The 14,671-nt window shown below is 72.9% G+C and carries 12 protein-coding genes; 1 reads left to right on the top strand and 11 read right to left on the bottom strand.

Annotation, left to right across the window (positions count from 1 at the left end):
- Positions 1-356: 356 nt before the first annotated feature.
- Positions 357-884, bottom strand: a complete 528-nt coding sequence (locus ABZS42_RS31070; protein WP_355151395.1) for a helix-turn-helix domain-containing protein — start codon at positions 882-884, stop codon at positions 357-359.
- 83 nt (positions 885-967) lie between these two features.
- Here ABZS42_RS31070 and ABZS42_RS31065 point away from each other — a divergent pair, with 83 nt between their 5' ends.
- Positions 968-2,404, top strand: coding sequence for an MFS transporter (locus ABZS42_RS31065; protein ID WP_355151393.1), 1,437 nt, complete (start codon positions 968-970; stop codon positions 2,402-2,404).
- A 144-nt stretch (positions 2,405-2,548) separates the two neighbouring features.
- Here the strand turns inward: ABZS42_RS31065 and ABZS42_RS31060 are convergent, their stop codons facing one another.
- From ABZS42_RS31060 to ABZS42_RS31015, 10 genes are read right to left on the bottom strand one after another with little or no spacing between them, the layout of a single operon-like run.
- Positions 2,549-3,370, bottom strand: coding sequence for a CoA ester lyase (locus ABZS42_RS31060; RefSeq protein ID WP_355151391.1), 822 nt, complete (start codon positions 3,368-3,370; stop codon positions 2,549-2,551).
- Positions 3,370-4,557, bottom strand: a complete 1,188-nt coding sequence (locus ABZS42_RS31055; RefSeq protein ID WP_355151389.1) for a CoA transferase — start codon at positions 4,555-4,557, stop codon at positions 3,370-3,372. The genes ABZS42_RS31060 and ABZS42_RS31055 overlap by 1 nt, the downstream gene beginning before the upstream one ends.
- Entirely contained in the window at positions 4,554-6,539 is a 1,986-nt protein-coding gene (locus ABZS42_RS31050; protein WP_355151387.1) for an SUMF1/EgtB/PvdO family nonheme iron enzyme, read from the bottom strand. Before ABZS42_RS31050 ends, ABZS42_RS31055 begins: the two co-directional genes overlap by 4 nt.
- Positions 6,536-7,474, bottom strand: a complete 939-nt coding sequence (locus ABZS42_RS31045) for a ribokinase (RefSeq protein ID WP_355151385.1) — start codon at positions 7,472-7,474, stop codon at positions 6,536-6,538. Before ABZS42_RS31045 ends, ABZS42_RS31050 begins: the two co-directional genes overlap by 4 nt.
- Before the next feature lie 46 nt (positions 7,475-7,520).
- On the bottom strand, positions 7,521-8,867 hold the full coding sequence (locus ABZS42_RS31040) for an ADP-ribosylglycohydrolase family protein (protein WP_355151383.1): 1,347 nt from the start codon (positions 8,865-8,867) through the stop codon (positions 7,521-7,523).
- On the bottom strand, positions 8,864-10,078 hold the full coding sequence (locus ABZS42_RS31035) for an ADP-ribosylglycohydrolase family protein (protein WP_355151381.1): 1,215 nt from the start codon (positions 10,076-10,078) through the stop codon (positions 8,864-8,866). Before ABZS42_RS31035 ends, ABZS42_RS31040 begins: the two co-directional genes overlap by 4 nt.
- Positions 10,079-10,082: 4 nt before the next feature.
- Positions 10,083-11,375: a sugar ABC transporter substrate-binding protein gene (locus ABZS42_RS31030; protein ID WP_355151379.1), complete on the bottom strand. Its 1,293-nt coding sequence runs from the start codon at positions 11,373-11,375 to the stop codon at positions 10,083-10,085.
- Between the two features lie 38 nt (positions 11,376-11,413).
- On the bottom strand, positions 11,414-12,253 hold the full coding sequence (locus tag ABZS42_RS31025) for a carbohydrate ABC transporter permease (RefSeq protein WP_355151377.1): 840 nt from the start codon (positions 12,251-12,253) through the stop codon (positions 11,414-11,416).
- Between the two features lie 58 nt (positions 12,254-12,311).
- On the bottom strand, positions 12,312-13,247 hold the full coding sequence (locus ABZS42_RS31020) for a sugar ABC transporter permease (RefSeq protein WP_355151375.1): 936 nt from the start codon (positions 13,245-13,247) through the stop codon (positions 12,312-12,314).
- The gene (locus ABZS42_RS31015; RefSeq protein ID WP_355151374.1) at positions 13,244-14,359 is read right to left on the bottom strand and encodes a LacI family DNA-binding transcriptional regulator; all 1,116 of its coding nucleotides are present in this window, start codon (positions 14,357-14,359) and stop codon (positions 13,244-13,246) included. Before ABZS42_RS31015 ends, ABZS42_RS31020 begins: the two co-directional genes overlap by 4 nt.
- Between the last annotated feature and the right edge of the window lie 312 nt (positions 14,360-14,671).

Raw genomic sequence — 14,671 nt, 5'->3', positions numbered from 1 at the left:
ACTCCACCAACTGACCCGGAGTAACCACACAGCACACACAACCAACCGAACGGGCCGACCCCACAAAGGGGCCGGCCCTTTCGTCGTCCGCACACAGCGGAGCCCTGGGCCGGGCACTACCGCGTCACCAATCACCGAGGGCCGACCCCACCCGGGGGCCGGTCCCTCGCCGTATCCGCGCGGCGGGGGCCAGCCCCTACCAGGGGAAGGACCGGCACTGCGGGGTCACCGCGCCACGAGGGACGGGTTCCCGCCAGGGGGTCGTGCAGCGGCGACGCGGCTGCCCCGGCCAGATGATCGGTACGGCCCGGGCCAGGACGGATGGAAACCGCCCCGACCGCCTGCGTCAGGACGGCTCAGAACAGTGGCTGGAGGAGCCGGTGCGGGCGTTGGCGCAGCGCGACACTGACCGGGTCCTGGCGTGGCTGGGCCGGTTCGCCCGGGCCGGCGTGCACTTCGATGTCGCCCGGCCGCACGTCCATCTGCCCGCAGGTGGGGCAGCGGCCGGCCGGGTCGAGTGCGGTACCGCAGGCCGCGTGCCGGAAGGTCCGCAACGGCTCACCGGTGGAGAAGTGCCGCTCGGTCCAGCTCCACAACGGGTAGATCACCGACCAGAGCTCGGCACCCCGGTCGGTGAGCAGGTACTCGTCGCGGGGCGGGGAGTCCTGGTAGCGGCTGCGCTGGAGAATGCCCGCCTCGACCAGGGTGGTGAGCCGGTCCGCGAGCACCGCCCGGGGGATGTCCAGGTGGGCGAGGAAGTCGCCGTAGCGGCGTACGCCGTAGAAGGCGTCGCGGACGATGAGCAACGTCCACCGCTCGCCGACCAGTTCCAGCGCCCGGGCCAGCGAGCAGTTCTGCCCTTCGTAGTTCTTCCCCAGTGCCATGCTGTGACCCTACCCCCAGTCAGTTCGTTCAACGAACCATCACTGCTACTGTCGGTTCGCTCACCGAACCGAGAGGTTTCCGCATGTCGACATCCGCAGGCGTCACCGCACCGGCCGCTGCCACCTCGCCACCAGGCGCGTCCCGGTCCGATGCCCGAGCCCTGTTCGCGGTCTGCGCCGCGACCCTGCTCGTACTCATGAACTACACCGCGCCGGTGGCCGTACTGCCCCAGACGGCGCGGAGCCTCGGGGCCGGCCTCACCACCCAGACCTGGCTGATCAACGCGATCACCCTGGGGCTCGCGGCCACCCTGCTGGTCGCCGGCAGCCTCGGCGACGACTTCGGGCGCCGCCGCATCTTCCGAGCCGGCCTCGTGCTGCTCGCCGTCGGTACCGTCGGCAGCGCCGTCGCGCCCAACGCCACCACCTTCATCGCCGCCCGCGTGGTGCAGGGCGCGGCCAGCGCCGCGATCCTCGCCGCCGGCCTGGGCCTGCTCGGACACGCCTTCCACACCGTCCAGGGGCGGGCGCACGCGACGGCCCGCTGGGCCTCGATGCTCGGCGCCGGCATCGCACTGGGCCCCCTGGCCTCGGCCGCGCTCACCTCAGCCGCCGGCTGGCGCTGGTTCTACGTGATCCTCGCGGCCCTGGCCGTACTCCTGGCGGCGCTCGGCGGGCGACTGCTCGCCGAATCCCGTGCCGCGCGAGTCGCCCACATCGACGTACCGGGCGTGCTGACTCTCGGCGCGGGCCTGGCACTGCTGCTCGTCGCGGTCACCGCCGGGCGCACCGGCTGGCTGCGACCCGCCGTGCTGATCCCGCTCGTACTCGGGGTGTTGCTGCTCGCCGCCTTCGTGCTGGTCCAGGCCCGCGGCCGCGCCCCGATGCTCGACCTCGCCCTGTTCCGCCGGCCGGACTTCCGGATCTCCACCCTCGGCGCGTTCTTCACCGGGCTCGCCGCGCTCGGCCCGAGCACCGTGCTGCCCACCCTGGTGCAGCAGTTGGTCGGCATCAGCGCGCTCGGCACCGCCGGGCTCGCCTTCCTCTGGGCAGGATCCTCGTTCGTGGTCAGCAACCAGATGCGCCACCTCGGCACCCGCACCGCGCCCACCCGGCAACTCGCCCTCGGATTCCTCCTGACCGCCGCCGGCTACCTGGCCATGCTCGGCTACGCCGACGCCCATTCCTGGGCCCGCACGATCCCGGGGCTGCTGATCTCCGGTGCGGGTAGCGGACTGCTCAACGCGGCGCTCGCCCGGCTCGCCGTCACCAGCGTGCCGGCGGACCGGGTCGCGATGGGCTCCGGCGCCAACAACACGGCCCGCTACGTCGGTTCCGCCCTCGGTGTGGCCGGCGCCGTCATGCTCGCCTCCAGCCTGCTGCCGGCCGGTCAGACCAGCGGCTTCTCGGCCCACGGCGCCGACGCGGTCCTGCTGATCGGTGGTGTGGTGGCCGTACTCGGTGCGGCGACGGTCCTGATCCGGCGGCGAGTCGCCGCCCCGGTCCCGGCCGCCGGCTGACCGGCACGCCACCACCTCGCACCGGTCCCGGCCGCCTGGCCGGGACCGGTACGACCATCAACGACCGACCGCCGCGGCGCCGGCGGACCGCCCCCAAACCGCGTAGCCGGACCGCGAAGCCAGAGCGCGAAGCCGGACCGCCCCTCAGACGGCGTAACGGGCCGCCAGGTCGACGGTGCGCCGGGCGGCGGCCACCATCGCCCGGTCGGCGAAGCGGCCGTCCGGCAGCACCACGGTTCCCGAGTCCCGCCGCTGCGCGTCGGCGACCGCGGCCAGCAGCTCGGCCGCCCGGGCCACCTCCCGCTCGGCGGGCCGGAACGCCTCGACGATCACCGGCAGCTGCCGCGGGTGGATCGCGGCGCGGCCGAGGAACCCGAGCCGTCGGCCCACCTCGCACGAGGCGGCCAGCCCGGCGACATCGACGACGTCGGCGTACACCGACATGGCCGGCGCGGGGAGGCCGGCCGCGCGGGCGGCGACGACCACCCGGCCACGCGCCCAGGCCAGCCCGGCGTCGTCGCCCACCCCCAGATCCGAACGGAGGTCGGCCTCACCGAGGCCGATCGAGGCGACCGCCGGGTCAGCGGAGGCGATGGCGTAGGCGGCCTCCAGACCCAACGCGGACTCGACGAGCGGATGCAGGGGCACGTCCACCCGGCCGGCGAGGGACACCACCGTCGCGGCCGACTCCACCTTGGGCAACCGCAGCCCGGCCAGACCGGGGCGACCGGCCACCGCCACGAGGTCGGCGTCCAGGTCGGGGCCGGTCAGCTCGTTGACCCGCACCTGCACCGGCACCGGCTGCTCGTCGGCGAGGAACTCGGCGACCGCGTCGCGGGCGTACGCCTTACGCCCGGCGACCACCGCGTCCTCCAGGTCGAGGATGACCGCGTCGGCGCCCGAGGCGACCGCCTTGGCGAACCGGTCCGGCCGGTCGCCGGGCACGTAGAGCCAGGTGAGCAGCATCAGATCACCCCACGCTCCCGCAGCGCCGCCAGCTCGTCGACGCTGAGCCCGAGCGCGCCGAACACCCCGTCGGTGTCCTGCCCGTGCCGGCGCCCGGCGTGCCGGATCTCCCCCGGCGTGTCGGAGAGCCGGAACGGCACGTTCTGCATCCGCACCTCGCCCAGTTCCTCGTCCGGCACGGTGCGGACGGTGCCGAGCGCCGCGTACTGCGGGTCGGCGAGGATGTCCCGCACGTCGTAGACCGGGGCGACTGCGGCCTGCGCCGCCTCGAACGCGGCGACGACCTCGTCCCGGTCCCGTTCGGCCACCCACGCGCTCACCGCGGCGTCCAGCTCGTCGGCGTGCGCGGCCCGGCCGCTGCCGGTGGCGAACCACGGCTCGTCGACCAGCTCCGGGCGGCCGACGAGCCGTACTACCCGTTCGGCGATGCTCTGCGCGCTCGTGGAGATCGCCACCCACCGCCCGTCCGCGCACCGGTACGTGTTGCGCGGAGCGTTGTTGTTGGACCGGTTGCCCAGTCGGGGCTGGATGTAGCCGAGCTGGTCGTACCAGGTGATCTGCGGACCGAGCATCGCCATGATCGGCTCGATGATGGCGAGGTCGACGACCTGCCCCACGCCGGTGAGGTCCCGGCTGCGCAGGGCCAGCATCACGGCGTACGCGGCGGCCAGCGCGGTCACCGAGTCGGCCAGCCCGAACGGCGGCAGGGTCGGCGGCCCGTCGGGCTCGCCGGTCGCCGCGGCGAAGCCGCTCATCGCCTCCGCGAGGGTGCCGAAGCCCGGCCGGCGGGCGTACGGGCCGACCTGACCGAAACCGCTGATCCGGGCGATCACCAGCCGTGGGTTGACCTCGTGCAGTTCGGCCGGGCCGAGGCCCCACCGCTCCAGCGTGCCCGGACGGAAGTTCTCCACCAGCACGTCGGCATCGGCCAGCAACCGCCGCAGCAACGCCGCGCCCTCGGGGTCGGAGAGGTTGCACGTCACGGTCCGCTTGTTGCGGCCGAGCACCTTCCACCAGAGCCCGACGCCGTCCTTTGCCGGGCCGTGCCCACGCGACGGGTCCGGTTTGGCGGGATGCTCCACCTTGATCACGTCGGCGCCGAAGTCGCCGAGGAACGCCGCCGCGAGTGGCCCGGCGAAGAGCGTCGCCAGGTCGACGACCTTCACCCCGTCCAGCGGCGCGGTCACCGCGTCACCTCCCCCGGTACCGATGCGCCGTCGGCCGGCACCGCCGGTGCCAGGTCTGCCGCGACCCGGAAGCCGACCTGGTCGGAGCGGGTGAGGCCGGCGCCGGTGAGCAGCAACTTCACTGACACCTCCGGCGGCTGCGGGCCGCCGTCGAAGTACCAGTCGGAGCCTTCGGCCCGGTACCCGGCGCCACCCTTGAGGATCACGAAGCGGGTACGTCCGTCGTTGTGCTCGCTCTCGGTCAGGTTCCAAACCAGCGGCTCCCGGCGGGCGAGCAGCCCGGCCTCGGCGGCCACCTGCCACTCGTCCTCCGTCGGCAGTCGCAATCCCGCCCAGGCCGCGTACGCCCGCGCGTCGGACAGTTCGACCCCGGTGACCGGAGCATCCGCCGGCCCCTGCCCGGCGGTGAACCGCTCGGGGCGCACCGGCCGGTAGCCGGTGGCGCGCAGGAACTCCGCGTACTGGCCGTGGGTCACTTCGTGCACGGCGATGGCGAACCGGCCCAGCGTGACCGTGCGGTGCAGCGTGCCGGTGTGGTGCAGCCGCGGCGGGAGCGGCTTCCACTCGTCGACGTACGGCGTCTCGCCGTACAGCCCGGTCTCCCGCACCCGATGCCGGACCACCAGGTCCCGCCGGCCCGCCTCGACGGCCACCAGGCCCGCCGGCACCTCGGCGACGGGCGTCGACGGAACGCGGGTACGTACCGCGGCTCGTGCCGGGAACGACGCGTCCCCGGTGGGCGGCTCGTGCCGGGTGACCGCGGCGTCGGTGAACACGACGGCGGCGATCGCGCCGGCCGGCAGGGGTCCGCCCACCGCCACCCGGCCGTCACCGGCCTCGGTGACCGCCAGCTCGGCTCCGGTGACCAGGTCGACGAACCGCCCGTCGGGTCGGGCCTCGGTGATCAGCCACGGCCCGTCGTGGTCGTCGCCGGTGTTCGCCACCGTCCACAGCGGCTCGCCGCCGTGGGTCCAGCGCGACGCGTACACCTGACCGGCGCCCGGGTGGTCGGCGAGCGGGACCCAGTCCTCGGAGCGCAACCAGGCGGCGTGGCTGGCCTGCACCCGACGCATCGCCCGCAGCACCGCGCGATCCCGCTCGTTCCAGCCGACCCAGACGCCGAAGACGCTCTCCCAGACCAGCACGCCGACGCCGTTGAGCCAGGCCGAGTGCAACTCCTCCAGGTGGTCGCGGTGCCAGCGGCGCGTGTGGTGCAGGACGTGACGGCGCTCGAACCACTTGGCGCGCAGCACCCCGGGCGCCGGCGAGTCGGCGAACCACTGCGCCCAGGACATCGCGTGGTCCGCGATGCGGGCCAGCGGAACCCGGCTCTCCCCCTCCAGCACCAGGCCGGGACGAACCTTGTCCAGCGCGGCGCGCAGCTCGCCGGCGCCCTCCTTCAAGGTGTCCAGGAAGACCCCGTCGACGCCGAGCTTCCCGGCCAGCGCCGCGACCTCGTCGGCGTCGCTACCCGGCTCACGCCGGGTGCCCGTGTCCCACGGGTTGTAGTCGACGAAGACGCGTACCCCGCGGGCCTGGAAGGCCCGCACCACGTCGGGTAGTTCCGGCACGTCCCGGTACCAGTCGAACTGGTTGCGGTTGTCCAGGCCGATCACCGGGTACGCGTGCCAGAGCACCACTCCGTCGAACCCGCCGAAGTCCCGCTCGGCGGCGTCGAGGAACGCCTCGACGGTGAAGACACCTCGCTCGTGGTCGTAGAGCGTCTCGTCCCAGAGCCAGGCCAGGCACACCGAGAAACAGTCGCCGGTGATCTCGTCGTAGTGGGAGCCGGTGTAGCCGAGACGCTCGCGGGCATCCGCCCGCCATCGGGTCAGCTGCGCACGCCAGGCGGGCCACTGCGCCGGATCGTCCGGAGCGGAGAAGATCTTCGCCTCGTCCAGCGTGGTCAGGTCGGTGTCGTCGTCGAGCGGCACCGGGGTGGGCCGGTCGATCGGACGCGGGACGTACGGGTTGAAACTCACGGTGCACCTCGGTAGGTCACGTCGTACAAGGCGTCGATGGCGGCCCGTTCGGGCAGCGCGGTGGACGCGCCGGGGCGCTGGGCGCAGGCCGCACCGGCGGCGCAAGCCCAGCGCAGGCTCGCCGCGATGCCGTCCGGGTTGACGGCGCCGCCGCGCTCGGCCCAGGACACGGCGAGCGCGCCGGTGAACGCGTCACCCGCGGCGGTGGTGTCCACCGCGTCGATCTTCGGCGCCGGGATTTCCAGCCGCAGCCCGCGCCGGTCGGCGTACGCGGCACCGCGCGCGCCGAGGGTCAGCACCACCCGGGGCACCCGCTCCAGCAGCGCGTCGAGCAGCGCCGCCGGCTCGTCGGAGATCACCCCGGCGACGACGGCGGCCTCGTGCTCGTTGACGACCAGCACGTCGACCAGGTCGAGCAGCTCTGCCGGGAGCGCGGCGGCCGGGGCCGCGTTGAGCACCACCGTGGTGCCCCCGGCCCGGGCCAAGCCGGCCGCCCGGACCACGGTCGGCAGTGGCACCTCCAGTTGGAGCAGGAGCACGTCGGCCGCGGCGATGGTCGCCCGGTCCTCGTCGGTCAGGTCGGTGAGAGCGCCGTTGGCGCCCGGGGCGACCACGATGAAGTTCTCGGCCGCACGGTCCACCGCGATCAGCGCGACACCGGACGCTCCGGGGACGACGCGCAGGCCCTGCACGTCCACACCGGAGTCGACCAGGCTCGCCCGTAGCTGCGTGCCGAACTCGTCGTCGCCGACCGCGCCCACGAAGTCGCAGGCCGCGCCGGCGCGGGCCGCGGCGACCGCCTGGTTGGCGCCCTTGCCTCCGGGAACGGTGTGGAAGTGCTCGCCGAGCACCGTCTCGCCGGGGCGGGGCAGCTGCGGGGCGGTGACCACCAGATCCAGGTTGGCGCTGCCCACCACCACCACGCGTGCGCTCATGCCGTCCGCCCTTCCGTCCGTGCCACCGCGTCGACCGGTGTACCGCTCACGACCCGGCTCCGGCCAGGGCCCGGGTACGCTCGGCCAGCTCGTCGAAGCCGATCCCGTCGAAGCCGACGATGCTGCTCGCCAGCCGGTTGCGCAGCGGCGCCACCCAGCGGGCCGGCAGTTCCGCCGCGCCGGTGAGCGCGCCGCTGACCGCGCCGACCGTGGCGCCGTTCGAGTCGGTGTCCCAGCCCCCGCTGACCACCGCGCAGATCGACGTCTCCAGGTCACCCCGCCCGTACGCGAGCGCGGCGGCCACCAGTGCGGCGTTGTTGCGCACGTGCACCCAGTGCAGGTGGCCGTGCCGGGCGTACAGCTCGTCGACCACCTGCTCCCAGTCGTCGGCGCCCGTGCCGAGGGCACGGGCCTCGCGGACGGTGGCCGCGAAGCGGCTGCGCGGCGGCAGGACCGCCTCGGCCGCGTCGAGCACCTGGTCCACGTCCGTGGCGACCGGCGCGGCGGCGGCGAGCGCGGCCGCCCAGATCGCCCCGTGCACCCCGCCCCGGACGTGGCTGACCACGGCGTCCCGGACGGCCAGCTCGGCGGCCAGGTCGGGGCGGCCCGGGTTCACCCAGCCGTACACGTCGGTGCGGATCTGGGCGCCGATCCACTCGCGGAACGGGTTGTGCCGCCGCGCGCTCTCCGGCGGGGCGAACCCGAGCAGCAGGTTGCGGTAGGCCACCCGCTCGGCGGTGAAGACCCGCCCGCCCGGCAGCCAGTCCAGCCAGGCCTGCGCCACGTCGGCGCTGGTGAAGTCACGCCCGTGCGTCTCCAGCACGCGCAGCGCCAGCAGCGGGTAGTTCAGGTCGTCGTCCTCGGGCATCCCGTCGATGTTCTCGGCGAGGCTCGTCGGCGCGCTGCGCCGGTTCCACGGCCAGCGGGCCGCCACCTCGGCCGGCAGCCCCTGGGCGGTGAACCAGTCGCGCAGCGGCCAGCGGCCGGTCGCGGTCAGGATCTCCCGGATCCCCTGCCGAGGGATCTTCTCCACCGGCTTGCCGAGCAGGCAGCCGACCGCCCGGCCGAGCCACCCGCCGTGCAGCCGGTCGTACGACACCTCGGTCGGCAGCGACCAGGTCGCCGGCCAGGACGCCCGCAGGCCGGCCACGTCGTCCGGCTCGTCGCCGGCGTCGACCACCGGCAGCGCGTCGGCGGTGTCGAGCAGCTCCACGGCGAGGGCGCGCAGCTCCGGTGTGGCCGGGGCCGGCGAGGCACCGCTGACCGGCGGGGCGAGGTCCCCGCCGGCCGCGGTCCACCGCTGCGCGAGCGCTGTGACGTCACGACCCTCGTCCCGGCTGGCCGCCAGTTCGTGCGGCAGCAGGTCCTCCGGCTGCACCCAGGTGATCCTCATCGGACCGGATCCCCGTCGGCGGCGCGGTTCCGCTGCGGAGGCACGGCGTCCGCCTGCCGGAGGCCGGTGGGCGTGCCGCTGGTCAACCCGGTGAACCGCTCCGCGCGCCGAGTGAAGCGGGTCTGGTCGCGCTCGAAGACCTCACCCGCCACGGCCGCGAGCACCCGGCCCGGCTCGACGAGGTCGGTCCGGGACGCGGTGGCGACGGCCTCGGCCCACTCCGCCGGGACCGCGGCGGCCCCGCCGAGCGCGCCGGCGATCGCGCCGGCCATGGTGGCGGTCGAGTCGGCGTCCCGGCCGTAGTTCACCGAGCCGAGCACCGCCGGGCGGTACTCGCCGCCGGCCACCACCAGCATGCCGATCGCCACCGGCAGTTCCTCGATGGAGTGCAGCCGGCTGGGGCGGCGCGCCCCCAGTCCGGGGCTGCGGTACTCCTCCCCCACCGTGTCGTAGGGGGCCACCGCCGCCCGCAGCGCGGGGATGGCGGCCTTCCAGTCGTGGTGGGATCGGGCTTCCTTCACGACGGCGTCGATGGCCGCTCGGGTTCCGTCGCGGGCCAGGTCCAGCGTCGCGGCGACCACGTCCTCGACGGTCGCGCCGGGGGCGGCGGCCGCGGCGACGGCGGCGGCGAAGACGGCCGCGGCCTCCCGCCCGTAGCTGTGCTGGTGGGCTCCGGCGATCTCCACCGCCTCGGCGTACGCCCCGGCCGGGTCACCCGCGTTGACGATGCCGACCGGGGCCATGTACATGGCCGCGCCGCAGTTGACGATGTTGCCGACCCCGGCCTCACGCGGATCCACGTGCGCGTGGTGCAGGCGGGTGACCAACCACCGCTCGGCGGCCGCGAGGCGGTGGAAGGTCACCCCGTTGCGCTCCAGGTCGGGGATGTAGACCACCCGCTCGATCAGGTCGGGCACCAGCAGGTCCACCACGTCGTACGCGTCGAGGTGGTCGCGCTTCGCCGCGTAGGCGCGGACCAGGGCGTGGGTCATCAACGTGTCGTCGGTGACGTGCCCGTCGCCCTTGTGGTACGGCGCGAGTGGCCGTGCGGTGGCCCAGTCGGCGTGGTACGGGGGCACGATGCCCTCGACCCAGCCGCCGAACCGGGCGCGGATCTGTTCCGGCAGGGCTGTCTCCGTGGCACCACCGAGGGCGTCGCCGACCGCAGCGCCGACCAGGGATCCGACCGATGTGTCGAGCAAGAGTGACATGTGCTTACCTCAGAACCTGCTTGCCACCGTCGACCAGCTGCGTGGCGAGCTGGTCCAGGGTGATCTTGTTGGCGAAGTACTGCTGGAAGGCCGGAGTGGCGTACTTGGTCTTCCACTCCGGGTAGCCGTCGGCCATCTGGAAGGAGGCGACGGTCAGATCGGCGGCGCTGTCCGCGGCGACGTCCCAGCCCTGCTTGCCGCCGGTGAGCTTGACCAGCTCCTCGTTGGCCTGCTTGCCGGTCGGCACCAGCCAGTCCCCCTTGGCCAGGGCGGCCATGTTGGTGGGGTTCAGGAAGTACTCGAGGAACTGCGCGGCCTGCTTCTTGTGCTTCGAGTCCTCGCTGATCGACAGCGTCTGCGGGTTGGCCGCCTGCAGGCTGGACAGCCCCTTGATCGGCGGGAGGGTGACCCACTCGAAGCCGGCCGGCGCCTGCTCGACCATCTGCTGGCGCAGGGACACCGAGCCGGGCAGCATCGCGTACTTGCCGCCGAAGAAGCCGGGCAGGGTGTCCGCGCCACTCGTGCCGAGCGCCTCCGGCGAGGCCGACTTGGCGGTGTACAGCATGTCGTGGATCCGCTTCGGGACCTCCTTCTCCGCGTCACCGACCTTGACCTCGGTGCGCCCGCCGTCGGTGTAGAAGAACTTGCCGTCGAAGTTCAGGGCGAGGTTCAGCACGCGGTTGGTCGGCGACTTGAGCGCCCAGGCCGCGCCGTACTGGCCGGGCTTGGTGAGCTTCTGCGCGTTGGCCTGGAACTCGTCCCAGGTCCAGCCGTTGTCGGCCTGCGGCACGCTGACGCCGGCGGCGTCGAGCAGCTTCTTGTTGGCGATGACGACCTGTGACTCCAGCAGGAACGGGACGCCGGTGACCTTGCCGTCGAAGGTCGCCGTGTCCCAGATCCCCTTGTCGATCTGGCCCTTGAAGTCGTCGGAGAGCAGTTCGGACACGTCGGCCAGGTAGCCCTGCTTGCTGAACTCGCCGATCGAGGCCGCCTCGTAGTGCACGATGTCCGGCGCGTCGCCGCCCTCGAAGGACGTCAGCAGCTGGTCGTGCACCGAGTTCCAGTCACCCTGGACGTACTCGACCTGGATGTCCGGGTGGTCGGCGTTCCACTTGGCGACGAGGTCCTTGTTGGCCTGCAGCGACTCCTTCTGCCAGGCGAGGCTGAGGAAGCGCAGCTTGACCGGACCGGATGTGGCCTCGTCGTCGCCGCCGTCACCGCAGGCGGCGATCATTCCGAGGCCGACGACCGCGACCGCGGTGGCCGCGGCCAGTCGGCGGAATCGGGTACGGAGCATGGGGGTGTACCTCCTTGGTGGTGGTTGGGGGGACGGGTTCAGCCCTTGACCGCACCGGCCAGCGAGCCGGACGAGAGCCGGCGTTGCATGAACGCGAAGAAGATCAGGCTGGGCAGCGTGGCCAGCAGCGAACCGGCGGCGAGCGGCCCGAGGCGTGCGGTGCCCTCGATGCCCACGAACCGGGCCAGCGCGACCGGGAGGGTCGCCAGCTCGGGCGTCTTGATCAGCACCAGGGCGAAGAAGAACTCGTTCCACGCCGAGATGAAGGAGAACAGGGCCGTCGCCACCAGGCCGGGAGCGAGCAGCGGGAAGACGACCCGACGCAGCACCTGTGCCCGGGTCGCGCCGTCGACGGACGCGGCCTCCTCCAGCTCGCGTGGGATGTTCCGGACGAAGCCCTGCAACATCCAGAGCGCGAACGGCAACGCCCAGACCACGTAGATCAGCACCAGTCCGGCGTGCGTGTTGGCCAACCCGACCTGCCGCAGCACGAGGAAGATCGGGATGATCAGCAGTACGAACGGGAAGAGCTGGGACAACAGCACCCAGCCCAGCGCCACGGTGCCGAGCTTCGAGCGGAACCGGGCCAGGGCGTACGACGCCGGCATGGCGACGAGCACGGTCAGCACCGCCGAGGCCAGCGAGACCTGGAGGCTGTTCAAAGCCGCCCGACCGAGTTCCTGCTCGGTGAAGGCCTGGACGAAGTTCTGCGTGGTCGGGTGGGTGGGGATCAGCGTGGGATGCAGCTGCACCAGTTCCCGCGGCGGCTTGAACGCCGTCGAGAGGAGCCAGATCAGCGGGAACCCGAGGAAGATCAGGTAGCCGGCGAGGGCCACGTACTGGAGCGTCCGCCCGGTGCGGCTCGGCTTACCGAACATTACTGGCCTCCGATCAGGACCGCGGGGCTCGCAAGCTCACTCATCGCTGTGATCACGACTAGTTCGCCTCCCTCAGTCGACGGCGGAGATAGATGGCGAGCAGCGCCACGATGATCACGACCATGGCGTTGCCGAGCGCGGCGGCGTAGCCGTAGTTGCCGTAGCGGAACGCCTCCTCGTAGGCGAAGAGCATCGGCAGCATCGTCTTGCCGCCCGGCCCGCCCGCGGTGAGCACGTAGACCAGGCCGAACGAGTTGAAGTTCCAGATGAAGTCGAGCGAGGTGATGGCGACGATGACCGGGGCCAGCGCGGGCAGCGTCACGTGCCGGAACCGGTGCCAGGCGCTCGCGCCGTCGACCGCCGCCGCCTCGTGCAGTTCGCGGGCGACACCCTGCAGGCCGGCGAGCAGGACGACGGTGGTCTGCGGCATACCGGCCCAGACCCCGACGATGATCACCGCAGGTAAGGCGGTGCTGAAGTCACCGAGCCAGTTCGCCCGCAGGCCGTCGGCGCCGATGCGGTAGAGGAACTCGTTCAGCAGGCCGGCATCCGGGTGGTACACGAGCTTCCAGAGGATGCCGACCACTACCGGGGGCATCGCCCACGGGACCACGGCGAGCACCCGTGCCACCCCGCGGAACCGCAGCTGCTGGTTGAGCAGCAGGGCCAGCCCGAGGGCGAGCACGAACTGGAGCGCGGTCACCCCGAAGGCCCAGAGCAGACCGATCTTGAACGAGTTCCAGAAGAGCTCGTCGCCGAGGAGCTGCCGGTAGTTCTCCAGGCCGGTGAAGTTGACCTCGACGTTGCGTCCGGCGCGGGCGTCGGTGAAGCCCAGGTAGATACCGCGCACCAACGGGAAGACCGACAGCAGCAGGATCGGCAGCAGCGACGGCAGTAACAGCAGGTAGATGGCGGTCCGGTCGGATCGGGACCGGCCCGGACGGCGGGATCGTCCGGGGCGTTTCACGTCCGAACGCTCGGCGAGCGTGGTCATGCGGTCACCCCTTCGCTGGACGGGTGGGTGGGCGTGGGAGCTCTCGGCCCGTCGAGCGGATCGGCGGACGGGCGGGCGGCCGGTAGCGTCGCGCCGCTCGAGGCGCGTACGGCGAGGCTGGGCGGCACCTGCTCGCGTCGCGGCGGCAGGGTCGGGTCGGCGATGCGTTGCAGGAGCAGTTCGGCGGCGCGCCGCCCACGCTCGGCCGAACCGAGCGAGACGCTGGAGAGCTGAGGGAACATCATCTGGGCCAGCTCGGTGTCGTCCATGCCGACCAGCGCGACGTCCTCGGGCACTCGCCGACCGGCGGCCAGCAGGGCGTGCAGCGCGCCGACCGCGATGAGGTCGTTGGCGCAGAGCAGTGCGTCCGGTGAGGCGCGGGCGAGCAGCTGGACGGCCGCGGCCCGGCCGGCCGCGTACTGGAAGTCGCCCACCTCGACGAGGTTTTCGTCGAGGTGGATGCCGTGCCGGGCCAGCGCGGCGCGGAAACCTGCGTCACGGGCGGCACCCGGGACGGTGTCGAGCGGACCGTTGACGAAGCCGATCCGGCGCCGGCCGGTGGCGAGCAGGTGGTCCACGGCCAACGCGACGCCGCGCCGGGAGTCGGTGCGTACGTTGTCGACGGGCGCGTCCGCGCCGAGTTGACCGATCACCACCACCGGCACCGGGCTGCCGACCAGCGCACCGAGGTGGTCGTCGGTCACCCGGATCGGCGAGATGATCATCCCGTCGACGTAGCGGTTGGCGAGCCGCCGCAGCAGCGCCGTCTCGTTGTCGATCCGTCCGCCCGTGGCGTGCACCACCAGTTGCCGGCCGGACGAGGCGACCACCGCCTCGATGGCCCGCATCATCGCCACGTACACCGGGTTGCCGATGTCCTCGACGGCGAGCGCGACCAGTCCGGTGCGCTGCGACTGCAGCGAACGGGCGATCGCGTTGGGGACGTACCCGACCTCGGCGGCCGCGGCGCGCACCTTGCGGACGGTCTCCGGACTGCCGCCGACGCCGTTGAGGACGCGGGAGGCGGATGCGATGGAGACACCGGCGCGGGCGGCCACGGTGTGGACCGTCGGTCGGCCGTCCGCCGACTCCTGTAAACGTTTACGACCCACGTTCCGCACCTCCGCCCGATCGCTGTAAACGTTTCCGGGAGTCTGCGCCACGATTCGCCGCGAGGTCAAGGGCTCGTTACGGAAACGTTTCCAACCGGCCTGACCAGCGCCGGTACCGATCCGGCCTTGGACCGCCAATGCGACAGGGGACCGACATTTCGCGCGAACCCGCACGGCCGGGCGGAGCAGCTCGCCGGGGCCCGCCCGGCCCGGCGGGGCAGTCGCGCCACCGTGCGCCCAGGGCGTTGATCGACTCGGGTTCCTTGATCCCGAGGTATCGCGGCCGCGAGGACACCCCGGGATCAAGGAACC

Source organism: Micromonospora sp. NPDC005367 (genome assembly GCF_040606825.1).
Taxonomy (GTDB): domain Bacteria; phylum Actinomycetota; class Actinomycetes; order Mycobacteriales; family Micromonosporaceae; genus Micromonospora.
This window is presented reverse-complemented; position numbering and strand designations above follow the sequence as displayed.